The sequence below is a fragment of the Micromonospora sp. NBC_01638 genome, from assembly GCF_045209745.1.
Classification (GTDB): Bacteria; Actinomycetota; Actinomycetes; order Mycobacteriales; family Micromonosporaceae; genus Micromonospora.
In genome coordinates, this window is the sequence record NZ_CP109273.1 from 5,185,468 (window position 1) to 5,208,407 (window position 22,940).

Annotated in this window: 19 protein-coding genes and 1 pseudogene; 12 read left to right on the forward strand and 8 right to left on the reverse strand. The window is 68.1% G+C overall.

Going from position 1 to position 22,940, the window contains the following annotated elements; translation table 11 throughout:
- Window positions 1-165 precede the first annotated feature (165 nt).
- Window positions 166-843, forward strand: a complete 678-nt coding sequence (locus OG811_RS24270) for a hypothetical protein (RefSeq protein ID WP_406068932.1) — start codon at window positions 166-168, stop codon at window positions 841-843.
- A gap of 22 nt (window positions 844-865) precedes the next feature.
- On the opposite strand, the gene OG811_RS24275 is transcribed toward OG811_RS24270, so the two are convergent.
- A complete protein-coding gene (locus OG811_RS24275) occupies window positions 866-1,669 on the reverse strand; it encodes a hypothetical protein (protein WP_406068934.1) in 804 nt (267 codons plus the stop codon).
- Between OG811_RS24275 and OG811_RS24280 the strand changes: the two genes are divergently transcribed.
- Both OG811_RS24280 and OG811_RS24285 read left to right on the forward strand, forming a co-directional pair.
- A complete protein-coding gene (locus OG811_RS24280; protein ID WP_406068936.1) occupies window positions 1,606-2,520 on the forward strand; it encodes an ABC transporter permease subunit in 915 nt (304 codons plus the stop codon). The two genes, OG811_RS24275 and OG811_RS24280, sit on opposite strands and share 64 nt — an antisense overlap.
- 792 nt (window positions 2,521-3,312) lie before the next feature.
- Complete coding sequence (locus OG811_RS24285) at window positions 3,313-3,837, forward strand: DUF1707 domain-containing protein (protein WP_406068937.1); 525 nt, start codon at window positions 3,313-3,315, stop codon at window positions 3,835-3,837.
- A gap of 233 nt (window positions 3,838-4,070) precedes the next feature.
- Here the strand turns inward: OG811_RS24285 and OG811_RS24290 are convergent, their stop codons facing one another.
- A complete protein-coding gene (locus OG811_RS24290; protein ID WP_406068939.1) occupies window positions 4,071-4,193 on the reverse strand; it encodes a hypothetical protein in 123 nt (40 codons plus the stop codon).
- Between the two features lie 99 nt (window positions 4,194-4,292).
- Complete coding sequence (locus tag OG811_RS24295) at window positions 4,293-6,995, reverse strand: LuxR C-terminal-related transcriptional regulator (protein ID WP_406068941.1); 2,703 nt, start codon at window positions 6,993-6,995, stop codon at window positions 4,293-4,295.
- Between the two features lie 1,008 nt (window positions 6,996-8,003).
- Between OG811_RS24295 and OG811_RS24300 the strand changes: the two genes are divergently transcribed.
- Window positions 8,004-8,420 (forward strand): hypothetical protein, encoded by a 417-nt coding sequence (locus tag OG811_RS24300; RefSeq protein ID WP_406068943.1) that lies wholly within the window; start codon window positions 8,004-8,006, stop codon window positions 8,418-8,420.
- A 174-nt stretch (window positions 8,421-8,594) separates the two neighbouring features.
- On the opposite strand, the gene OG811_RS24305 is transcribed toward OG811_RS24300, so the two are convergent.
- Window positions 8,595-9,422, reverse strand: coding sequence for an SAM-dependent methyltransferase (locus OG811_RS24305; RefSeq protein ID WP_406068944.1), 828 nt, complete (start codon window positions 9,420-9,422; stop codon window positions 8,595-8,597).
- A 180-nt stretch (window positions 9,423-9,602) separates the two neighbouring features.
- Window positions 9,603-9,956: a VOC family protein gene (locus tag OG811_RS24310; protein ID WP_355170730.1), complete on the reverse strand. Its 354-nt coding sequence runs from the start codon at window positions 9,954-9,956 to the stop codon at window positions 9,603-9,605.
- Window positions 9,957-10,189: 233 nt separating this feature from the next.
- Here OG811_RS24310 and OG811_RS24315 point away from each other — a divergent pair, with 233 nt between their 5' ends.
- The 4 genes and pseudogenes from OG811_RS24315 to OG811_RS24330 all read left to right on the forward strand — a co-directional run.
- Complete coding sequence (locus tag OG811_RS24315; protein WP_406068946.1) at window positions 10,190-10,633, forward strand: hypothetical protein; 444 nt, start codon at window positions 10,190-10,192, stop codon at window positions 10,631-10,633.
- Between the two features lie 329 nt (window positions 10,634-10,962).
- Complete coding sequence (locus OG811_RS24320) at window positions 10,963-12,156, forward strand: cellulose binding domain-containing protein (RefSeq protein WP_406068947.1); 1,194 nt, start codon at window positions 10,963-10,965, stop codon at window positions 12,154-12,156.
- A 156-nt stretch (window positions 12,157-12,312) separates the two neighbouring features.
- Complete coding sequence (locus OG811_RS24325; RefSeq protein ID WP_406075892.1) at window positions 12,313-13,443, forward strand: arabinogalactan endo-beta-1,4-galactanase; 1,131 nt, start codon at window positions 12,313-12,315, stop codon at window positions 13,441-13,443.
- A 79-nt stretch (window positions 13,444-13,522) separates the two neighbouring features.
- Window positions 13,523-13,627 (forward strand): annotated as a pseudogene (locus tag OG811_RS24330) (IS5/IS1182 family transposase); the annotation flags it as partial.
- A gap of 42 nt (window positions 13,628-13,669) precedes the next feature.
- Here the strand turns inward: OG811_RS24330 and OG811_RS24335 are convergent.
- A complete protein-coding gene (locus tag OG811_RS24335) occupies window positions 13,670-14,374 on the reverse strand; it encodes a response regulator (protein WP_406068949.1) in 705 nt (234 codons plus the stop codon).
- The gene (locus tag OG811_RS24340; protein WP_406068950.1) at window positions 14,371-15,324 is read right to left on the reverse strand and encodes a sensor histidine kinase; all 954 of its coding nucleotides are present in this window, start codon (window positions 15,322-15,324) and stop codon (window positions 14,371-14,373) included. The genes OG811_RS24335 and OG811_RS24340 overlap by 4 nt, the downstream gene beginning before the upstream one ends.
- Window positions 15,325-15,702: 378 nt before the next feature.
- Between OG811_RS24340 and OG811_RS24345 the strand changes: the two genes are divergently transcribed.
- The 3 genes from OG811_RS24345 to OG811_RS24355 all read left to right on the forward strand — a co-directional run bounded on the left by OG811_RS24345 (window position 15,703) and on the right by OG811_RS24355 (window position 19,289).
- Complete coding sequence (locus tag OG811_RS24345; RefSeq protein ID WP_406068952.1) at window positions 15,703-16,350, forward strand: hypothetical protein; 648 nt, start codon at window positions 15,703-15,705, stop codon at window positions 16,348-16,350.
- A 447-nt stretch (window positions 16,351-16,797) separates the two neighbouring features.
- Entirely contained in the window at window positions 16,798-17,895 is a 1,098-nt protein-coding gene (locus OG811_RS24350; protein ID WP_406068954.1) for a hypothetical protein, read from the forward strand.
- Window positions 17,895-19,289 carry an aldehyde dehydrogenase family protein gene (locus OG811_RS24355; protein WP_406068956.1) on the forward strand — a complete coding sequence of 465 codons (1,395 nt, stop codon included), beginning with the start codon at window positions 17,895-17,897 and terminating at the stop codon, window positions 19,287-19,289. The genes OG811_RS24350 and OG811_RS24355 overlap by 1 nt, the downstream gene beginning before the upstream one ends.
- A gap of 243 nt (window positions 19,290-19,532) precedes the next feature.
- Here the strand turns inward: OG811_RS24355 and OG811_RS24360 are convergent, their stop codons facing one another.
- A complete protein-coding gene (locus tag OG811_RS24360) occupies window positions 19,533-19,745 on the reverse strand; it encodes a hypothetical protein (RefSeq protein ID WP_406068958.1) in 213 nt (70 codons plus the stop codon).
- 334 nt (window positions 19,746-20,079) lie between these two features.
- On the opposite strand from OG811_RS24360, the gene OG811_RS24365 reads away from it, so the two are divergent.
- The gene (locus OG811_RS24365) at window positions 20,080-22,896 is read left to right on the forward strand and encodes an immunoglobulin-like domain-containing protein (protein WP_406068960.1); all 2,817 of its coding nucleotides are present in this window, start codon (window positions 20,080-20,082) and stop codon (window positions 22,894-22,896) included.
- Window positions 22,897-22,940: the final 44 nt, after the last annotated feature.

The following is a 22,940-nucleotide window of genomic DNA, read 5'->3' on the forward strand; positions in this document are numbered from 1 at the left end:
AGCGCCAGTTCGAGTTCAGCCGCCTTCGTCTGGGCCCGACACCCCGACATCTCTTCCGGCCGCCTTGTGCCGCGGGCACCGCTTGCACAACCCATGCTGGGTATCGACTGGCTCGGGCGGAACGGCTAGGCTGCGTCCAGGCTTCCATCGACGCAGGGGGATGTCGTGTCGCGCCGTACCGGTAAGCCCTCCTATCAGCTGTCCGCGCCTGACACGCGCCGCCGCCGTAAGGCACGCGTCGCTGTCGTCGTCGCGACGATTGGGCTCGCGGGTGTTCTGGTGGGAGGCGCCGCCGGTTACACGGCCAATCGACCGGACGGCGTCGAGTCGGCTGTCGCTGACATACGCGAGGCCGAGGCGAAGCGCGACAGCCAGCAGATAGTCGAGTTGACGGCAACGGCCCGCCGCCTTGGTGAGGAGATCTCTCCCATTCTCACCGCCCTGCGCGCGGACACGCCAACCAGTGGGCAACCGGGCCCCGAACAGGCCCGCCAGTGGCAACAGACCATGCTGCGAGCGGCGGAGCCGTTCGCCAATCCTCCGTCGGGCACTACCGCGACCAACGTCGCGCGCGGTGGGCTGCGCAGCGCCGTGGAGCAGGCGTCCCTGGCGGTCGAGTCGTATCTCCTCGCCGTCACCGGGCCGCCCACCCAACGAACCGCTCTGACGGAACTGGCGAAGCGACAGGCAGTCCAAGCGGCGGCCTCCTGGTCCGTCGCGGCCACCCAGCTCGATCAGGTCAACATTGATGCCGGCCAAGGCCATCAACATGTCTACCTGGACACCAGTCCCGGCGGCGGCGCCTTCACCTCCGACGGCGCGGCAGAAGGCTCGGGCGGGTGACGGATCGCCCGCGCCCTGCAACCTAGCGGGCCGCGTGGCTGCGCCATCGCCCGGTCCGGGCCTTGACGCTGCAACCATGCTCGACGGGCAACGATTCCACCGCGCGCACAGTCGGCGTCGTGGCGAGAATGTGCGCGCTCGTCTGAAGTTTGCGCAACCAGGGATTGCCGGCGAGCGAAGGTTCGGCCGCTCTCTGAGCGCCGGTAGGAAAACGCACCCGCTTGCATGTGCTCGTCGGGTTTCTCACCGGATCGCGCGGTGTCTGCGGCGCTCCGGAGGCCGTACTCGACCCGGGTTGTGCTCGACGCTGCGGAGGACTACTCGTACGGGTCCTTGGGGGGGCGGTCACCTGTCGCCAGGAATCGACGTCAATATAGGGGATCTCTTTGTCGTTGCTGGGGTCACGGGTGACGCGGTCGGTGTAGCGGCCGGTGACCTGGATCCAGGTGTCGTTGGCCAGACCGGTGGGCGCGTTGCCGGCCATCCCGAGCTTGGCGGGTCGGCCGTCGGCGGCGCAGCAGGACAGGATCATGCGGGCGAGGATGGGTTGTCCGTTGGGTCCGGGGGTGATGAAGCCGGTGAGCTGGACCCGGCGGTTCCCGCTTGGCCAGCGGCGTTTTCCTGACCCGTTCCACCGAACCTGACCTGCCAAAATCACTGTCGATATCCGCTCTGGCGGGAGGCACGTGCCACGGCGGATCCGCCCGGCGCGGCGCCTACTTCTCGTAGGCGCCGCGCGTCGGCCAGTGCCACATTTGCCTGTTGACCGCACCCGGCCAGGGCCTGATTCATCTCGGCAGCGACATCCGTGCCGCGCGCGACGCATCCCAGCTTCCGGGCCAGTACGGGCAGGCGATGCTGTTTCTCGCCACCGGTTTCGGCCTGGTACCCGCGCTGATCGGGGCGTTCTGGGGCGCGCCGCTCATCGCCCGGGAACTGGAGTCCGGCACACATCGACTAGTGTGGAACCAAAGCGTGCCCCGCCGCCGCTGGCTCGCGGTCGAGCTGGCGGTTCTCGGCCTTGCCAGCATGGCCGTCGTCGGTACGCTCAGCGCGCTGCTGACCTGGGCGGCGGCCCCGGTCGACCAGGCAGCCGGCGACCGGTTCAGTGCGATCCTGTTCGGCGCACGCGGTATCGCGCCCATCGGGTACGCCGCCTTCGGCTTCACCTTCGGCGCCGTCACCGGGCTCCTGGTACGGCGTACCCTGCCGGCGATGGCGTTGGTGTTCCTGGCCGTGATCGCCGTGCAGTTCGCCGTACCGAACCTCCTGCGACCGCATTTCATGCCGGCCGAGCAGTTCACCGTACCGATGAGTGCCGACGCCATCAACCAGGCTCGGAGCTTGGGAAGCATCACCGGCAGTCCGGTCGTCGGAGGGCTGGAGATACCGGACGCCTGGGTCACGAACACCAGCAAGCTCCTGACACCTGATGGCCGGCAACTGTCCGACGCCGCCTTCAACGAATGTTTCAGCAACGCCCCGAAGACCGGCGCCACCGGCAGGTTCGGTGACACCGCGGTGTGCCTCGGCAAACTCGACCTCTACGTCGACATGGCCTACCAGCCCAACCGTCGCTTCTGGCCCTTCCAATTGATCGAATTAGCCCTGTATCTCGGTCTCAGCGCGCTCCTCGCCGCCCTCGGCCTGTGGCGTATCCAGCGCCGGGTCAGCTAGCCGGGCCGAGCGCGCTACTTTCGACAGATCCGCGCACTGTCGGTGGCAGCACCAGGAGTCGTAGTCGTTACACAGCGTCACTTGACTATTGGCGAGACCGGCCCGTGGTGGGGCCGGTCATGGCCGTCCCAGTGGAGCCGGTCTCGTCTGTCATAGCCACCCTTCGAGCCACGCACCACCATGCGCCTGCCGCTAGCGGCTTCGTCGGTGACGGTGGCTATCCTGCAGCGATGCTGACGCAACGCCTTGCGGTGATCTGGTGACGACGTACCGACGTCGCGGGCATTGGCGAACAACTTCGGGCGGTAAGCGGCACTGGGTGGTCACCCACAACGTGAGTCGTTCTTCTGCCAGGGCTTCCGCGCCGCCTCGGCGGAGCTATGCGAGATCGCCATCACCTCCAACGCCGCCCCGCAGTGCGGTGGGGTGGATCGCCCCGAACGCCCGCTGCCCCCTCTGCGGCGCGTCGGTCTACTTCTACGCCAATGAGCATGGCAGCCGCGTCTTCTTTGATGATGTGGGACCGCCGTGGCCCAAGCATCCGTGCACCGACCACCCCGCGCGGCACGTGACCACGGTGGGCGGTCGCCAGGCGCCGAGCCTCCGTGACTTCAGCATCGCGCAGAGGCCGGGCGAGTTGCGCGATCGTCGATGGAAGCCCTACGCGGTCAAGGACATCACGATCGAGGACGGCCAGCCGCGGTTCACCCTCCAGCCGCTCAACGGGGCTGGACGAGGACCTCGTGGACAGTCTCGGAGCTGTTGCCCCTGCGAGCGGGCGACCTTGTCTTCGTGCGGGCGCAGCAGATGTCCTATTTCGACAGAAACACGTGCGAACCCACAGTCGTCGAGGACGCCAGGCGTGCCGCTGCGATCGCTCAAAGGTTGATCACCGAACGGGATAAGGAGCATGTCTTGGCGACGATTGCCGCGCAAGTCGCGGCAGGTCAGATGGCGCCGGACGAGATGGCGGATGTGACGGTCGCCGTCCAGGCCGCCCGAACTCGCGGCGAACTCGCCGACGCACTCAAGATCAGAGTCACCGACCTGAAGGTCGCGCCGCCTCGCTCCGGCGACCTGTGGCTGCTTGCGACCGCGTTCGTGCTTATGGTCGTGGCGACCAGCGCTGCCGAAGGCGGACGCTCCTTCCTGATGATGCTTCCCGGGTTGCTGCTCATGGCGACGGCGGTCTACCGGCTCAACCCGCATCTGGAGCGTGGGCCCAGGGTCGTCCTTGCCGTGTTAACAGCCCTGGTGGCGATCTGTCCCGCCGGCGTGCTCGGCGGTGCGATCCAGGTCGAGATCCTCCATCGCTGACCGCGGTCATAAATTACGAGAGCCTCGAATCCGATACGACGGATCGCCGCGATCTTGTCGGCCCAGCTGCTCAACTTGGTGATCTTGACGATGTCGCCGGTCTTCGGGGCTTGGGGTCAAGGTTTGAGTGCAATCGTTAAGGCGCGATGAGTTCCGCGAGGCGTTGGGTTGGGGTGGCCCATCCCAGCGTCTCGCGGGGTCAAGTTAACGGCTGATCTTGGTTGTTGAGGTGGTCAGTCGTTGGCCGGGGTGAGCCGGCCCTCGAAGGCGATCTGGACGGCGTTCAGCGGTGCCTTCCAGCGCATGGTCCATCGGCGGCGGCCCGCGCCGGTCAGGTCGAGGCACATCAAAGCCATGTATACGCACTTGAGGGCTGCTTGTTCGTTGGGGAAGTGTCGCGGCGCGCCGGAGCCATCCGCTCGTACGCGAACAGCAGGACCAGCGCAACCCTGCGGTTACCGGTGTATGAAAAAACCGTCCTCGGCGAGCACCGACGCCAGCTCCGCGCGGCCGTGGATGCCGAGCTTGCCGTACGCCCGCTGCAGATGGTTTTCCACCGTCCGGGTGGACACCGTCAACGCCTGCGCGATCGCCACGGTGTCCATCCCGTTCGCAGCCAGCTCGCTGACCTGCTGCTCCCGGCGAGTCAACACCGGCGCGGACTTCGGCTCGGGCAGCCATTCCGGCCACGTGCCCTGATGCTCGCCGAACAACCGTTGGGCGCGGCGGGCCAACGCGTTCGTTTCCCGGCCGCCGCGGAACATCGCCCCGGTGGCGGCGGCCTCCAATGCGAAACCGCGATACCCCAACTCCTCGAACGCGGCGCTGACCCGGTTCATTTCGCGAACGTCCCGGCGGGCCAACGCGGTGGCGTGACCAGCGAGGAGCGTATAAAGCTTCCCGTCCGTGCCCGCCGCGATCTGCTGCAGCCGGGCGGCTGTCGCCGCAGATGGGTTGAGTCGCATGTCGACGTGCAGGAACTCCGTCGCCATCAGGAGATTGCCGATCGCCGCCGCCTCTGCCGCCCGTCGACGCAGCACCGCACTGGCGCCGCTGCGGTCACCCGATATGACCAGCGACCACACCTCGCCGAAAGCACCGTAGTCGGCCGCCGACGGGGCGTTGTCGGCCTGAGCGAGCCGGCCCAGCAGCTCACGGGCCTCATCGACGAGGCCGAGCTGCGCCGCGACGCCGGCGCCGATCGCCAGGGTCATCTCCCGGAACCGGAATCTGGGGTGGTCGTCAGTCAACGCACGGGCCTCCCGCAGCCACTGCGCGGCCTGTTCGGTCCGGCCCTGGTAGTAGGCGCAGATCCCACCCGCCAGGGCGAGGATGCCCACTGCGGCCGGTGAACCGTGCTCGACAGCGTCACGGTAGTAGCGCTGCACCGCCTCGGCCGCCTGTCGGATCTCACCGGTCATGATCAGCGCCTGTACGTGGCAGGCGTGGGTCATCGCCCGCATCGTCGGCCAAGCCCCGGGCAGCCCGGCCTGATCCGCGGTGAGTTCCACGATCGCCTGCGCCGGCCGACCGATGAAGAGCAGGAGCTGCGGCCGTAGTGACGCGATCGCGGTGGCCAGGAGCGGATCATGGGGCGGGTGGCGCAGCAGGCGGGCCACCATCTCGACCGCCTCATCCGTCCGGCCGTCAAAGACCACGACCAGCGCCTCGGCGGCCAGCAGGTCACTGGACGTGTCCACCGGTAACGTGGCCTTGGCCTCGGCGATGACGTCGAGTGCTTTCTGCGGCTCCCGGAAACCCCAGAAGAGGTTGACCGCGCGGAGTGCGGCCACGTTCGTCCGCTGCGTCGGATCGGTCAGGTCCCGGTACACGTCGGCCAGCCATCGCTCCGCCTCGGCGTACTCGCCGCGGGCGACCAGTGCACGGCCCAGCCGCCAGGCCCCGGCGGGCGTACGGACCTGGCGGGCGAGTTGTTCCGCCACGGCCATGTCCTGGCGGAGCAGCGCCTCGTCGGCCGCCGCCAGCACCTCATCGTCGGGTACGTCCAACTGGGCGTCCAGACGCCACCGGACCGCGCGGATCCGATCATCGGGCCGGGCGGCCATGACCGCCGTGGCTAGTTCGGTCCGGATCCGTCGTGCCCGCAGCGCTCCGGTGCGGGCACGTACCGCGTGGGCGTGCAACGGGTGGGTCACTGTGACCTGCGGGGAGCGTGCCGGCTGGTCGAGCTGGATGAACCGGTGCTCCTCCAGCCGTTCGAGCACGGGCACCGGGACCAGTCGCTCGATCACCTCGACCGGAACCGGATCGCCGTGGGCGACATACCGCAGCGCGTCCAACTCCTCCGGCGAGAGCGTTTCCAGTGACGCCGCCGCCGTGTCGCTGAGGTAGGCGTCGCTTGGTATTTCGTGGCGCCAGGTCACGATGCCCTCGTGGACCGTCAGGGCGCCGTTGTCCACCGCACCGCACAGCACCTCGCGCAGGAAGAGCGGGTTGCCGCCCGTGGCCCGCCACAATCCGTCCAGGGTGAGACCGTCTGGAGGCGCCCCCAGGGCGGCCTTGACCAGTTGCTTCGTCTGCGACCAGGCGAGCGGGGCGAGATCGATCCGAGCGAGCCGGCTCCACCGGCGTAGCACCTCGACTGGTAGCTTTCCGACCGCCTCCGTCCGGGTGGCGAACAGCACCCGGGCTCCGGCGTGAATGACCAGGTGTCGAACCACTGCGGCGGACGGCTCATCCAGCCAGCTCGCGTCATCGACGCCGAGGACGATCGTCCGTCCCTCCGCGACCTTGAGTAACGTCCGCGCGACGGCCTGCGGGATCTCAGTGGAGCCCGCGAGTGACCTGCTCGTCTCCGGCAAGAGGTGGTGGACCGCCCCGAACGGGACGTCGCGATCCGCCGGCGTGCTCATAATCCGCACGGCATGGCATGAGCTGGCGGCGCACCGGTTGAGCACCGCCTCGACGAGGCGACTCTTACCCACCCCGGCGTCACCGGTGAGCAGCACGCCATGCAGGCCATCCGCCAGTAGTTGCCGGACTGTCGCCTCCACGTCGGTGTCCCGACCGGTCAACGGCCAGCGTCGCCGAACGTGATGGGCGGCGATCGTCGCAGCACGATCAGGGTGCGTCTGGCTTCCCGGTGGCGCCGGCTGGTTGATGAGCGACCATCGGCCCGGTGCTGCTGTATTGGCCATCAGGACGTCAGCCGTTCATGGCTTCGTCGAAGACCCAGACCACCGGACCTCCAGCCGTGCTCAGGCAAGTAGTTGCCGGCCATCAGGGCGGGCGCGGCCAGCGTATCTGACAGCGACGAGCTGCCGAGCGGGCCCTAAGCCCGGATCCGCTCGACCGTTCGTCTGCCCACCACCCGCACCAGCTGAATGTGACTCACGCCACACAACTCTGAGTATTCGCTACTCAGGCGCCAGCCAGGAGCGCCAGGACACCATCGGTGTCGAGTCAGCCTGGGCACGCCCCACCCCACTGACCAGCCACAAGGGATCACCGAGTTCCTCGGTTAGGAGAGAAAGTTGGATCATCTGAATGTCGTACGGAACCCAAAGTCAGGCCACAGCGCGGGGCGGGTTTGGGCCGGCCCAGGGTGATTGCGTAGCCGCCTGGCAGGTGCTCTCCACTTGTCCGTCACCTCGATGAACCTAAATATTTCGAGCCGGACGTGGCTGCCCAGTCGCAGGCCGGGCAGCCCTGGTGGTCGGAAAGGTGTGCTCGTCCAAGCGACAGCAGACACGCTGACCAAGGAGTACTGGGCGCTTCGCACCATCTACGCGGCCCGCTACCTGGCCGACGAGACCCACCAGCAGCGCATCGCCCGGTAAGTCAACAAGGGTGAGAACCTGCACGCGCTGCGCCGGTCACTGGACGCGCGGCATGCGGACGACGACGACAGACTGAATACACGCCATCGTGGACAACGGTTCGGGATACCACCCGACGTTCTTCCTGATCGGGCTGACTGTCGTCGGAGACGAACCGGTCCGGTAACGCCGCGAGTCCGAAAGGCGCCGCGCCGGCGGGAGTGGCTCCCGCCAGCGCGGCTCCGGCGGCTCAGATCGTGACGCGGCGCGTTCGCGTACCACGGCGAGTTTCTTCGCGGCGGAGCTGGACCTGGGTCAGGGCTCCGAGCGTTTCCGCGAGCTGTCGGGGCTCGGAGAAATGCGATCTTGACGCGAGCGGTGGGGTCGGTGAACAACACCTTGCGGCCCTTGAGCAGCCAGCAGATCGACTTGAGTCCCTGCCCTGCGGGCGAGCGCGCGAAGCAGAACTCGACGGCGGCCATCGCTGCCGGAGCGCTCTGGCAGACGCGGCATTTGCGGCGCCGTCGGGCGATGGCACCGGGCTTCCTGGGGGTCATGCCGGAGGCAGGGAACGGTTGCGTCCCAACCGGGGAGTCACCGAACAACTGCTCGGCCTCGGCCTCGGCCGGCGGCACCCGCGGTACGTCGTGGTACGGCTTGCTCGGCCGGTTGAAACGCCCTCTGAGTGCAGGTGATCACCGCAGCCCACACGAAGTGGATTTGCCTGTTCACCGGGCTGCAGCCAACCCAAGCACCGCCGGCGGGTCGGGCATCCGGCGCATCATCCGAATCAACGTCATCTGAGACACCGACGCCGCAATCCGATGCGCCAACCGGGTGCCCGGTCAGGCAGCCGCCGGGATATGTCTGGCAGCACCGCGTACGGGGGACCGGCGGGGCATGTTCTCGCCCGGGTCATCCGGTGAGGTCCGTCGGCGGGGCGCGCTCTCGCCGACGGACCTCACCGGAAGACGGAGCCTACGGTTTGCGGGCGAGGAGCCCGACAAAGGTGTGATAGGTGTCGGTCTGCTTCGGAGCGGGCGTACCCGGCTCTGGACGCCACTCGGCCAGCGGCACCAGCCCCGGATCCAGCAGCGTCAGCCCATCGGCAAACGAGAGGATCTCTTCGTCGGTACGCCAGCGGCCGGTGCCCAATGACTCGTTGAAGACCCGCTCGACCTCGCGGGCCTTGCGGGAGCCCTCTGGGTCGCGCTCGGCCGGGTCGCGGAAGTGCGAGATCGCCACGTAGCTGCCGGAGGGCAGCGCGTCGATCAACGCCGCCGCCACCGCTCGCGGATCCTCGTCGTCACCAAGGTGGTGCAGGATCGCGAAGAGCAACAATCCGATCGGCCGGTCGAAATCGAGGAACCGGCGTACGTCCGGATGGTTGAGGATTTCCTGCGGTGCCCGAACGTCCGCCTGGATCACCGTCGCGGTGCCCTCCGCGGCGAGCAGGGCCCGTCCGTGTGCCAGAACGATCGGATCATTGTCCACATACACCACCTGAGCCTTCGGGTTTTGCTCGGTGGCGACCTCGTGCACGTTGCCCTGGGTGGGCAGCCCTGATCCGATGTCGAGGAACTGGTCGATGCCCGCCTCGGCGACAAGGAAGCGAATCACTCGACGCAGAAAGGCCCGGTTCGCCTGGCCGGCTGCCGGCCCGTCCGGTGTGATCCGCAGGGCCTGCTCGGCGACCTTTCGGTCGGCCTCGAAGTTGTCCTTGCCCCCCAAGAAGAAGTCATAGACCCGGGCCACGCTGGGTATGCGGGGGTCGATGCCGGGGGGTGCCGCCTTGTCGCGGGTCACAGGCGTCTCCATTCGATTGGGCTTGAGCGCAGGCTGAGGTCTGCGGGCGGTGCCGGCGTTGCGGCGAGTGTAGCGATCGGGAGGGTTGAGTTTTGCCCCGGCTGGTATCGCTCCCAGCGGCTGGCTGTCTACCTCAACCGCTGACACGCCCACCGGGTCGCCGGGCCGCCGCCGAGTGATTCAGGATCGGTGGGCTGCCACGTTGATGACGTTGCCGTCCGGCGCGCGGACGAAGAACCGGCGCACTCCCCATTGCTCCGTGGTTAGCGGGTGCACGATCTCGTAGTCGAGCCGCTGTGCCTCCGCGTAGGCGCCGTCCACATCGTCCACCTGCACCGAGATGACCGAATCCTCGGGTGCGGACGCGTCGCCGGAGACGAGCTGCACGTTCGCGCCGGTGTCGGGCGAGGTGTAGCGGGCCACCCAGCCCAGGTTGAACTCCTCGGTGCTCAGCCCGAGATAGTCGGTGTAGAAACCCTTTGCGGCGCTGATGTCAGCCACCGCAAGGTTGGCGAGAACGCGGACGACGCGCATGCGGACCTCCTGCTCGGACTGGGGCGCTCCCGATTATCCCTGCGGCAGACGCGCGTTCCGTGATTACTGAGGTAGAGGGGCGGTGCCGGCACACGGTTGGCTAGGACATTTGTCCTGGATGGCCCGATGCCGATCATGGCCGACCGTCATGATCATGCGTCTGATCGACGGATAGCCCGCGGTGGCCTGCTCCGTAACATCAGCGGCGATCACGGTCAAAGACGGAGGACACCATGAACCAGAAGCTCCAGGCCCGCGCGTTCGAGCGGGTGGCGCCGACCCTTCAGCCGGGGGAGCAGCCGATCACCGCGACCCGGGCGTTGGTCGGGAGCTTCTCGGCCAGTCGGTTCGGAACGGCCGTCACGCATGGGCTGATCCAGGCGGCTGCCGGAGCGACGGGCGCCGCGCTGGCGCGGACCAGGAAGCAGTTCCTCGTGCTCACCGACCGGCGACTGATCTTTCTGCCGCAGACCTTCTTCGGCGGGCCCGGTACAGGTGTTCTCGGCGACGTGTCCCGGGAACACGTCGCGCTCGCCGAGGCGAAGATCGGCGTCGTGAGCCTGCTGCGCATCGCCTTCGACGGTGCGGGGGACGGCGTCACCCTGACCTTTCCCCGGGTGGACAAGAAGAACGCCGAGGCCCTCGCGGCAGCCCTGTCGCCAGCGCGGACAGCCTGATCGGGCCCGGCCCGCGTCGTGGGGGCCGGGGCCGACACCGACTTCGCGCCGATCGTGGCCTCGCCCCTGGCTCAACCCGGCCGGCCCACGACCGGGCCGCGCCGGGCGCTCGTGGTCACGAACGCCCGGTACGACGACCTGGCCGGGCCCCCACCACAGGTGGGCGCTGGACCGTGTCCCGTCGATGTCGTCTCGGCGGTAGTAGGTAGGGGAGTGGCTGCTGGCGCAGGAGGGGAAGCGCGGTGACGGTCCATTGTGAGTCGGGCCGGTCGCCGACCGACGTGTGAGATGCGTTGGCGATCATCGATTTATTCCTGCATCGTCGTTTTATGGCAGGCGACTCCTCATCCTCGCTGTTCCGCCGTCTGCGGCCGGGTCTGCTGGCCGCCGTCGTGCTGTTGACGGCGGTGCTCGGAACCGCTTTGAGCGCCGCACCGGCGGCCGACGCCGGAACCGCGGCGCCTGCCGCGTATCCGGGGGTCGCCCCGGCGCCCGGTGGGGCTGCGGTGTCCGCCGCGGCGCCGCCGACCGGAACCGCGCCGCCGACACCGACCACGGCGCCCAGCACGCCGAGCACCTCGCCCTTTCCGCCGAGTGCACCCACGAACCTGACCGCCAGCGAGGTCAGGACCGGGTCGGTCACCCTCACCTGGACGGCCGCTACGCCCGGCTGTTGCGCCATCGTCGGCTACGACATCGCGTACTACCAGGCGTTCGACGACCTCATCTACAGCGCCAGCGTCGGGACCGTCACCACCACCACGATCACCGACTACCTCCGCCCGGGCAAGCAGTACTCGTTCCGGATGTCCGCCCGGGACAGCCTCGGACACCGCTCGTCCTCGGCGGACACACTGACCGTGGTCACCCCGGTGACGGACACCGGCCCGGACACCACCCCGCCGAGCGCCCCGCAGAACCTGACCGTCGGCGAGGTGACCGCCTCGACCGCCACGCTGTCCTGGTCGCCGTCGACGGACAACGTCGGCGTGCTCGGGTACAACGTCTACAAGTTCGATGGCTTGTTCACCTCGACGCTGATCGCCACCGTGCCGGGAACGACGTACACGACGTCGCTGCCCCCGTCGCTGCCGCTGCGGAACTTGTACTACGTACGGGCTCGGGACGCGGTGGGCAACGTGTCGATCGCGTCCAACACGGTCGCCCTGCCCACCACGTCCACTCCGCCGACCCCGCCGCCCTCGACCTGCCGGGTGACCTACCGGAACCAGTCCGAGTGGCAGGGCGGTTTTGTGGCCACAGTGACGGTCCAGAACGTCGGGGCGGCACCGATCGACGGCTGGATCGTCACCTTCAGCTTCCCGGGAGACCAGCAGGTCATCTCGGGGTGGAACGCCACGATCGGCCAGACCGGTGCCAGCGTGACCGCCCGTAACGTCGACTGGAACCGCGTCCTCGCCCCAAACGGCTCTGCGACCTTCGGCGTCCAGGGGCGGTGGAGCGCCAGCGACGCGCCGCCGACCGGCTTCTCGCTGAACGGTGCTCCCTGCACGGTGGGCTGAGCGCGGTCTGAGGGGCGCCGGCCGCGTCCCGGCGCGGGACTTCGTCGCGACCGCCGCCCGGGGGGCGACGACGGTCCGGTAGTCCGCGGGCGGGGTCAGCGAGGGATTTGATCTGGCTCGACCCGTCCCCCTGTGAGAAGGAGTCTCGTGAGCACAATGTGGGCAACACCCCACCGCCGCCGCAGGGCCCTGATTGGGGCTGCCACCGCCGGCATTCTCGCCGTCTCCACCACGCTCGGCGGCACGCCCGCGCCCGCCTCCGCCGCGAACACGCTCAGTATGCGGGGCGCCGATGTCTCCTCGTTGCAGCGCAGCCTGGATCTGGGCGCCAAGTACTACGACGCCGGCGGTGTCGTCCGCGGCCCACTGGACATCCTGAAGTCCGTCGGCGTCAACTACGTCCGACTGCGCATCTGGAACAACCCGATCAGCGGCTACAACAATAAGAGCAGGGTGTTGGCCCAGGCGAGGGCGGCCAGGGCGAAGGGCCTCAAGGTGCTCATCGACTTCCACTACTCCGACACCTGGGCCGACCCCGGCAAGCAGTACAAGCCGGCCGCCTGGGCCGGCCACAGCCTGAGCCAACTGCGTACCGACGTGTACACCTTCACCTACGACGTGTGCTCCAGCCTCAGGGGGCAGGGCACCCCACCGGACAGTGTGCAGATCGGCAACGAGATCAACGTCGGGATGCTGTGGAACGAGGGCAAGGTCGTCAACAATGACTTCGCCCCGCTGGCCGGCCTGTTGAAGCAGGGCTACAACGCGACCAAGGCGTGCGGCAGCGGCATCCCAGTGATGATCCACACCGCAGACGCAGACAGCAACGCCAACGCCCGATGGTTCTACGATGGCATCCGCGCCCAGGGTGTGCAGTGGGACATCACGGCCCTGTCGTACTACTGCGTGTGGCACGGCACTCTGTCGAACCTCTACAACAACATCGTGGACCTACGCGCTCGCTACGGCAAGCCGGTGGTGATCGTGGAGACCGCGTACCCCTTCACCCGGAACAACGCGGACGGCGAGCCGAACGCCATCGGCGACGCGACCTGTGACGGCATCAGCGCGACCTGGTCCGGGCAGGCCCAGGAGTTCGACTGGGTCCAGAACACGGCCCGCAACGCGGGGGCCATCGGTGTCTTCTACTGGGAACCGACCTGGTACGCCGTCAGTGGCAACGGCTGGGACCCGGCCAACATCAACGGCACCGGAAACCAGTGGGACAACATGGCCGTCTTCGACTGGTCCGGGCGGGTGAACCCGGGGGTGCGATGGACGCCCTGACCGTCGCCGGACGCGCGCCGGCACCAGCTCCTGGCGCGGCCGGCGTCAGAGGGGTAGGGCGATGTTGTCGACCCCGCAGTGCTCGGCGACCACACTGCGCCGCCGCCGCGACGAGTGGATCGAGTTGGGGGTCATGGAACAGTTGCGGCTGATCGCCCTGCAAGCCGCGACCCGAGTCGCCGGGGGATGGGACGGGGTCGTGCAGCGGCGCAGGACCGAGGAGCAGTCAGTCCCTCCGCCCGGGAACCACGACGCCGGACTCGTACCCGAGCACGACGGCCTGCGTCCGGTCTCGGAGTCCGAGCTTGGCGAGCACCCTGCTCACATGCGTCTTCACGGTTGCCGGGCTGATGAACAGATGGGTCCCGATCTCGTCGTTGGTGCGGCCACGGGCCAAGTGCCAGAAGATCTCCCGCTCGCGTTCCGTGAGCGAGCTGATCGCTGCCAGCGACTCGGCCGAGGGGGCGGTGAAGCGCTCGACAAGGCGTCGCACGAGCTCCGGCGCGAGGACGGAGTCCCCCCTCGCGGTGACCCTGATCGCGTGGATGAGGTCGGGAGGGTCGATGTCCTTGAGCAGGAAGCCACTCGCCCCTGCCCGCATCGCAGAGAACACCAGCTCGTCCTCGCCGAACGTCGTGAGCACGAGCACGCGGGTCGCGGACCCGCCCTCGACGATGCGTCGGGTCCCCTCGATGCCATCGACCTCGGGCATGCGGATGTCCATGAGGATGACGTCGGGGTGCTCGCGGTCGACGACAGTCACCGCCTGAAGTCCGTTGCTTGCCTCGCCCACGACCTCGATGCCCGGCTCGGAGTCGAGGATCAGCCGCAGCCCGGTGACGATGAGGGACTGGTCGTCGGCAATCACCACCCGCACGGGCCTGCCGTTCCCAGAGCCCGATCCTGCATGCCCGCCAGTTGCGTGGTTCATGCGGTCACCTTGATGGGCACTGCGGCTTCGAGGCGGAAGCGACCCGGCGGCCGCGTCGTCCGCAACCACCCACCACATGAACGTGCCCGCTCTTCCATCCCGATGAGGCCGAATCCTAGATCACGCGAACCCTGCTCGCGGCGGTCACTCGCCCCGGCGTCGTCCACCCGGTTGTCGATGATGATGTGCACGAGGCCGGCCTTGGACTCGAGCCGCACCCGCACGTCTCCCGATCCGTGACGGACGGCGTTCGTCAGGGACTCCTGGACGATGCGGTACGCGGCCAGATCCTCGGCGGGGCCGAGAGCTGGCAGTTGGTCGTCTCCGTCCAGACGCACGTCCAGTCCTGCCGAGGTGAGCTCGTCGACGAGGCCGGCGACGTCCACCAGGCGTGGTGTCGGTCCCGTGCCGAGGGTGCCGGGTTCCTCGCGGAACAGCGTGACGAGAGTGCGCAACTCGTCCATGGCCTCCTTGCCCGTCGACCGCGCGGCCCGGAGGGCCAGACGTGCCCGAGTCGGGTCGCGGGTGAACGCGTGGTCCGCGGCGCCCAGCTGCATCACCATGACGGCGAGCGAGTGACCGAGCACGTCGTGCAGATCCCGAGCGATCTCGGTGCGGCTCGAGGCGATTGCCTCGCGGGTGTGCCGCTCGCGTTCGTTGATGAGCCGAAGGTTTTCCGCAACGACATGGTCGCGACGTTCGAGACTGGCGCGGACGGTATACCCCGCAGCCCATGGCGCCCCCACGATAACGGTCGTGAGCAGCAGGCTCGGCACGTCCGTCGGATCGTTGATGAGCACGCCCACCCACGTGAAGGCGAGCGCCAGGGCAAGGCCGGCGAGTTGCTCCCATCGATGCCCGTGCCTCGCGACGGAGTAGACGGTGAGGACCAGGGCCAGGATCGCGGCATAGCCCTCACTCGTGACGTCGTGCTCCAGGCCGTCGCTCACGAGCAGGACACCCCAACCGAGTGCCACGGCCGGGAGCGGATGGCTCCGGCGCGCCGCCACCGGAAGGGCCACGCACGCAACTCCCACCAGCGCGACCCATCCGCTGCGCTGCAGGCCAACCTGGAGGGCGCCGAGCGCAAGGAGGCCGAGTGCCAGTGCCACGTCCTGGCCGACGGCGTGCCGGTCCGCTCTCACGATCGCAAGGCTAGGACAGAGGGGTAGGGGAACACGTCGCCCTCACGGTGGATGAGCCTACGTCGCGAGGGGTATGCGGCCCGCTCCCGTCGGCGCGTTCCTGACGCCGTGAGGGCGACGCGCGAGCCGTGGGCAGGTCCCTACGGTCGGAAGGTCCGTTCCACCCCGCTCACGGAGGTCTCGATGTCCAGCTCCACGTCTCGCCCGGCGATCTGTCTCACCGCCGGTGCCGCCCTCGGGCTCGCCGGCGTCGTCCTCATGCCCCGGCTGGTCGGCTCCCAGGTCGAGAACCTCGAGGTGATCGAGGCGCACTCGGGGCGGTTCCTCACAGCGTCGGCGCTGACGTTTGTCTCGGCGATCCTGCTCGCGGTCGGCTTCGCGCTGCTGGGAGGCGAGCTGGCCCGTGGTGGCCATCGTCGGGCAAGCGTGCTGCTGTTCCTCGGCTCCGTCGGGTGGTTGCTCCACACGGCGGTGATCGCGGTCAACGCCGTGATGTCCGAGCTCGCCTCGTCCACTGCGCGTGCCGAGATGGCCGAGCTCGCAGACCAGATCTTCGCGGGTCCGGTGTTCCTGGGGCTGCTCATCCCGATGATGCTGGCCACCGTCATCGGGATGATCGGCACCGGCATCGTCCTCTGGCGAACTGGTCGTGCCCCCGCCTGGATCGGCGCGGTCATCGCGATCGCCCTGTTCCTCGACTTCGTCACGCCCGAACAGCTCAGTGGCATCCCGATGTTCGCCCTGCTCACGGTGGCGTTCGGTGCCTTGACCGCACGGAAACCTCTTGATCGTCCCGCATCGCACGCGATCCCGGCTGACGCAGGCCGATGAGTAAAGCCGACGTCACTCGATGCGCCGGATGTTGGTCCACCTGGTCCAGCCGCGAACGGTCCGGCGCCACCACACGTCCATGGGGGGTCAACCGTAGGCGACGGGATGTCGAAGACATCAGTCCGGAGATGACATGTGCTGACCCCTTTCGGCCGACTACAGCGACGGGCCGGCCAGACTTGACTGTCGCACATGACACGACACCTTTGACTTCTCGTAACGGTCTGCTTCCTCGCGTTTGCTTCGCTCAGCAACGGCTTCTTGACGATGCAGCCTGAGCTGCCCGATGACCGGGCACAGTAGCTCGCCACGATCGCCGACGCACGTGCGGGCGCGTCGGCCGCCGCCCAGATGTTCCTCTGGTCCCAACTGCCGTTCGCGGTCTCGGTCGTGGGGCTGGTCGCCTGGGCCGGCCGCGGGACCACTTTTTCGACCGGAAGGACCACCATGTCCGCTGCCGACCCGCTGCTTGATCTGCCCTTCGACGCCCAGCTCGACCCAGACGAGTTCCTCCGCGCCGCGATGCGCTGGCACTTTTCGCCGGAGACCGGGTCCCCGTTCTGGCTTGAGTGCGCCCGCAGCCTCGACTTTGACCCGCTCACCAACGTCCGTACTTTCGACGACCTCGCTCGCTTTCCCAACGTCGCCAGCAGGCTGCGCTTCGCCCGGGTTGAGGACCTGATCCCGCGCGGCTACGGCACGCGCCCCGACGTCGTCGGGGTGTATGAGAGCGGCGGCACCACCGGAGCGCCCAAGCGCGTGGTGCTGCTGCGGGACTGGCTGGACCGGCTCGTGGCCTGGAGCAGCGCCCAACTGGACACGCACGGAGTACCACGAGGGGTGAACTGGTTGTGCGGCATTCCGTCCGGGCCGCACATGGTCGGGACGGTCATCGCCCGGCAGACTGCGTACCGGGGCGGGCTGGCGTTCCACATCGACCTGGACCCGCGCTGGGTGAAAAAGCTGATCGCGGATGGCCAGTCCGCCCAGGCCGGCGGGTACGGAGAGCACCTGGTCGAGCAGCTCGCCTGTGTCCTGCAGACGCAAGACGTCGGGGTGTTGGTGATCACTCCCCCCGTCTTGGAGCGACTCGCCCGCCGCGACGACCTGGTGAAGCTGGTCAACGACAAGGTCCGGGCGATCAACTGGGTCGGCACCCAGATGGATCCGGACACCCGGCACCTGTACCGCACCGAGATCTTTCCGAGCGTCACGCTCTACGGCGGCTTTGGCAACACGATGATCCTCGGCAACGCCAGCGAACGGCCCGGGCTGACCGATGACGAGCCGTGCGTCTACGACTCGTTCTCGCCGTACATAACGTTCCGAACCATCGATCCCGAGACCGGCTGGACCGTACCTTACGGCGAGCGCGGCCAAGTGGTGATGAACCACGTCAGCAAAAGCCTGTTCCTGCCGAACAATCTGGAGCGCGACTACGCTACCCGGATCGCACCACTGGACGGCCGGGTCGGCGACTCCGTCGCGGACGTGGCCCCGGTGGCCACGTTCGACAACCAGACCGTCGTGGAAGGTGTTTACTGATGGGCCCGGCCGCAGCCGCCCCACCGCGCCTCATCGTGTTGGACGCACTAGGGCCGGGCGGGGCGTACCAGGCCCGCCGGCGCATCACCGTCCCGGACGTCGCCGGGACGCCGGTGGCCGAGCTCAGCATGGTGCCGAAGCTGTACGTCGTCCGTGCGATGTCCGCGCTGCGCCGTGCCCGGAGCCTGGCACCCCCGGAACGGTCGGCGGCCCTCGCCCGGGCCGGGGAGATCTTCGCCGGAGAGACCATCGACGGGCTGACGTTTGCCGAGTACGAGCGTATGGTCAGCCGGGTCTCCGGGGTGCCGCTGACGGTGGTGCGTTCGGCGACCGCGGCGATCGTGGACGCCACCGCCAAGGCGCACACCAGCGCCCACCAGGCGCAGCCGGTGGGCGCGGTGGCTGGTTGGCGGGACCCGGCCACCCGGGCCGGTTGCGCGGTATGGACCCGGCGTGGCTCTGTTTTCGCCGTCCACGCGGCCGGCAACCACCCGGGCCCGCACTCGCTGTGGCCTGAGGCGTTGGCGCTCGGGTACCGGGTCGCGGTACGCCCGTCGCGCCGGGAGCCGTTCACGCCGCATCGGCTGGTCACCGCACTGCGCTCCGCCGGATTCGGCGCTGATCACGTGGTCCTGCTGCCCACCGAGTACGACGCGGCCGACGAGATCCTCGCCAGCGCGGACCTCGGCCTGGTTTACGGCGGGGACGACGTGGTGCGCAAGTACTCCGGCGATCCGCGGGTCCTCCCGCAGGGCCCCGGCCGATCCAAGATCCTCCTCACCGCCGACGCGGACTGGCGGGAGCACCTCGACACGATCGTGGACTCGGTCAGCCACGAAGCCGGCGTCGCCTGCATCAACACCACCGCGGTCTTCGTCGAGGGGGACCCCGCGCCGCTGGCCCGAGCGATCGCCGAGCGCCTGGCCGCCCTGCCCACCCTGGCACCGGAGGATCCCAAGGCGGCGCTGCCGGTGCAGCCATTGGCAGCCGCCCGGGCCATGGAGCACTACCTGCACGCACAGGCCGGCGACGCAGTGCCGTGGCTCGGCGGCACCGGAATCGTCGACGATTTGGGCGACGGTAGCGCCGCTCTGCGCCCCGCCGTCTACCAGGTCGACCGTCCGGACGCTCGGCAGGCTGGCATCGAGCTGCCGTTCCCCTGCGTGTGGGTCGCTCCGTGGACACCGGAGGCCGGCACCGGACCGCTACGCAACACCCTGGTGCTGACCGCGATCACCCGGAACGAGTCGCTGATCGACGAGCTGCTGGACGAACCCACGATCAGCAACATTTACCTGGGCGACCACCCGACCTACTGGATCGAGCCGGGCGTGCCGCACGACAGCTACCTCGGCGAGTTCCTCATGCGTACCAAGGCGGTCATCCGGAACTGAACTGCAGGACCGGGCCCGCCGCGAGTGGCATGTCGAGAACCGCGTCCACCACGTCCGGGGTCTGCTGACACCAGCAAGGGTGCGTCTACACCAACCATCAAGCCGGGCCCCCACGGCAATGGCGGGGCCCTGCGTCTGCACCAACCCGCCCAAGCCGGACAGTCGCTGCGACTTGGCTGAGGCCCTGGGTGATTCCCGACCGGGTCGTCCTGCCTCACCAGGGTCAGCCCGACCGGCCCGGCGTCATCCCACAGTCTGCGCGTTTCTGCTCTCGACGCCAGCCTGAGCGAGGCTCGCGTTGTCGGCGGTGATGAATTCCAGGGCCGCGTCGATCAACTCCCCGTGCCAGGTGACCGGTTGCGACCAGTGCACAGCACCCTGTGCGTCGGCATCAAGAACAATTCGACCGTGGCGGGCGCCCAACTGCTCCAGCTCGCCTGTGAACCCACCCACCACGCGTGGACAGGGGTGCGGACCTGGCTGGCGTCCTCGCCGAAAGTCGCGTCTCTGATCCAGTGCACGCTGTTCTCGATGGTCCAGTCTGCACGGGCCCAGGCGTCTCGTTGACCTTGTAATAGCGCAATTGTTAGCGTTAACTACGCTCATCCACTTCAGATGGAGTCTGGCACCCATCAAGGAGAATCAATTGAGTTTGCGACAGCATAGGTCACATTCCAGGCTGAGTCGGACGAGTAGAGGTGTCGCGGGCCTGGCACTGGGTGCGCTTCTCTCGGTCTCGTTCGCAGCGACGCCCTCGCACGCTGCCGAGGAGAAGCTCAACGAGGGTCTGGTGCACCACTTCGCCCTCGACGAGACCAGTGGGACGACGCTGGTCAACTCGGGTAGCGCGGGCTCGGCGGCGAACGCCACGCTCGTGCATCCGGAAAAGGCGACCTTGACCGGGAAGGGAGTCAAGTTCAACCCCGACTCCTACGGGAGCGCCCTCGACGGTGCGTACGTGGCGCTGCCGAAAGACATCACCGCCGGCATGTCGAACCTCACCGTCGACTATGACGTGTGGGTTGACCCGGCGAACGTCGGCGAGCACCAGATGTGGGGCTTCGGCGCGAAGTCCGGCTCGTGCGATGCCGACACCGGCGCCCAGGGCTCCATCTTCGCGTCGAACACCCAGCGGTTCCGCGTAGCGGTGGGTTCGGCGAACCTCCAACAGACCCGGGTCCGCATGCCCGAGGGAGCGTGGACGCACGTCACCTACGCCCAGTCACTGAACGCGAACGGTACGAGCTGGACCGGCAGGCTTTACGTCGACGGCGTGCTGCACGCGACGTCGACGAACCTGACCACGCCGCCGTCGGTGAACGCTGCGGGGACCAACTGCAACTTCCTCGCTCGCTCGCAGACGTCGGGCCACTACTCATTCCGCGGAACGATCCGGGACTTCCGGGTTTACGACCGGGCAGTGAGCCTCGACGAGACACTCGCCCTGGCGGAAAGGACCGTCTCCACTGGCGTTCACGCCGATGCAGACGCCATCGACCTCGGCCTGACCAGTGCGATCGTACGCGACATCACTCTGCCCAAGGTGGGCTCCGTGGCGGGCTCGGCCATCACGTGGACGAGTTCGGACCCGTCGGTCGTCGAGGTCTACACCCCGCCAGCCGTCGCCAGCGCACGCAAGGTTGCGGTGACCGGCAGGATCACCCGACCCGCGCAGGGGCAGCCGGACGCGACAGCCACGCTCACGGCGACTGTCCGCAAGGGCGCCAATGAGGTCACCACGCGGGAGATCCCCATTGTGGTGAAGGCCGGGTTCGATGACGCGCAGGCGGTCGACCGTGACAGGTTCGACCTGACCCTGTACGCCACCGACGACGTGCGCGGAAACATCGACCTCCCGGCCAACGGCGAGTTCGGATCCAAGATCACCTGGAAGTCGACCACCGACCTCGTCACCCCGACCGGTGAGGTGACCCGCCCGGCCTTCGGCCGTGCGGATGTTGCCGCCACCCTGACGGCGACCATCACCAAGGGTTCGGCCTCGCAGACGAAGTCGTTCCCGGTGACCATCACCGCCATGCCGCGCTCCGAGGAGTACGAGCGGTACTTCATGGGGTACTTCAAGGGCGAGGGAATCGCCGACGGCGAGCAGATCATGTTCGCAACGTCCAACGGAAACACCGCTCTGGACTGGACCGGTCTGACCGGAGGCTGGCCGTCGCTCGTCTCCCAGCTGGGCGACCAGGGCCTTCGTGACCCGCACATCGTCCGCTCACCCGACGGCGACACGTACTACATGATCGCCACCGACCTGAACTGGTACGACCAGGGCGGATACGCCATCAACGACACCCAGTACATCGAGGTGTTCGAGTCGCACGACCTCGTGCACTGGACTCCTCAGCGGCACGTGAAGGTCGCGCCCGACAACGCGGGCAACGCCTTCGCACCCGAGTCGCTGTGGGTCGAGGAGATCGGCGCCTACGTCGTGTTCTGGGCACAGTCGCTGTGGAACGACCCCGTGAACCGCACCGGTCAGGGAAACGCGCAGATGTGGTACACCACGACGCGCGACTTCCAGACGTTCTCCGGTCCCAAGGTTTGGCAGAACCCGACCCCCAAGTCGCGGATCGACACGACCGCGATCCGGGTCGGTGACTACTACTACCGCGTGACCAAGAACGAGGCTGGCAACCAGGGCTCCGATATCTTCTCGGAGAAGCACACCGACTTCCTGGACAGCAACGTCGACAACTGGACGTTGCTCGCTCCGGCTCTGGGGCGCACGACGTGGGTCGCCAACCAGGGTTACGAGGGGCCGGTCGTCTTCAAGGCCAACCCTGGTGACACCTCCTGCCCGGGCCAGTTCTACCTCTGGGGTGACCGGTACACGAACGGCGGTGGATACCAGGCCGCGTGCCACGAGAACATCGAGGCCCCGACCTGGAACGCCAAGGCGATCACGATGACCAACGCGGGTGTCGTCCGTCCGCGTCACGGCACCGTGATCCCGCTCACCGTCCGCGAGTGGAACGACATCCGCAAGATCCCGAACAGCGACGTCACGACCACCACTGAGGTGGCTGTCGAGCCGTACGCGAGCGGGGCCCAGACGACCACGGCCACCGCCACGGTCAAGGCAGCTGACGGGTTCGAGACCGGCGGTCAGGTGCGGTTCAGTATCGGCTCGTGGTCGAAGCTCGCCCACCTGAACGACGGCGCGGCCACGGTCACGCTGCCGACGGGTCTGCCTGCGGGTGCCCGGACGGTCAAGGCCGAGTACCTCGGCTTCGACTACCTGGAGGCGTCGGAAGGCACGGCGTCGTTCAAGGTGCCCACCGGCCCGGCCGCCGTCAAGGTCCAGGCGAAAACCGCGCCGGCGTCGGTTGTCCGCGGGGACACGTTCAAGCTGAACGTCACTGTTGGGCCAGCGGGCGGGCAGAAGCAGAAAGCTCCGACCCCGACCGGCGAGGTCACCGTCACCTTCGGCGGCACCGTGCAGGTCGTGCCACTGACGGACGGCAAGGCCATCGTCACACTGCAGACTGCCGATCTGCCGCGCGGAAACTACACAGTCCACGTTGCCTACTCCGGCAACCCGACCTACCAGCCCTACGCCGCCAACTACCAGAAGTTGACGGTGCGGTAGCCAGCATAAAAGCACGCGGACTCGGAGGCACCCCGAGGCGTGCT

Coding starts and splice junctions, on each gene's coding strand:
- OG811_RS24295 (WP_406068941.1), bottom strand. CDS start 6,995: ATGGCCAATACAGCAGCACCGGGCCGATGGTCGCTCATCAACCAGCCG.
- OG811_RS24350 (WP_406068954.1), top strand. CDS start 16,798: ATGTCCGCTGCCGACCCGCTGCTTGATCTGCCCTTCGACGCCCAGCTC.
- OG811_RS24335 (WP_406068949.1), bottom strand. CDS start 14,374: ATGAACCACGCAACTGGCGGGCATGCAGGATCGGGCTCTGGGAACGGC.
- OG811_RS24345 (WP_406068952.1), top strand. CDS start 15,703: ATGTCCAGCTCCACGTCTCGCCCGGCGATCTGTCTCACCGCCGGTGCC.
- OG811_RS24355 (WP_406068956.1), top strand. CDS start 17,895: ATGGGCCCGGCCGCAGCCGCCCCACCGCGCCTCATCGTGTTGGACGCA.
- OG811_RS24290 (WP_406068939.1), bottom strand. CDS start 4,193: ATGGCTTTGATGTGCCTCGACCTGACCGGCGCGGGCCGCCGCCGATGG.
- OG811_RS24310 (WP_355170730.1), bottom strand. CDS start 9,956: ATGCGCGTCGTCCGCGTTCTCGCCAACCTTGCGGTGGCTGACATCAGC.
- OG811_RS24315 (WP_406068946.1), top strand. CDS start 10,190: ATGAACCAGAAGCTCCAGGCCCGCGCGTTCGAGCGGGTGGCGCCGACC.
- OG811_RS24320 (WP_406068947.1), top strand. CDS start 10,963: ATGGCAGGCGACTCCTCATCCTCGCTGTTCCGCCGTCTGCGGCCGGGT.
- OG811_RS24325 (WP_406075892.1), top strand. CDS start 12,313: ATGTGGGCAACACCCCACCGCCGCCGCAGGGCCCTGATTGGGGCTGCC.
- OG811_RS24275 (WP_406068934.1), bottom strand. CDS start 1,669: ATGCGTCGCGCGCGGCACGGATGTCGCTGCCGAGATGAATCAGGCCCT.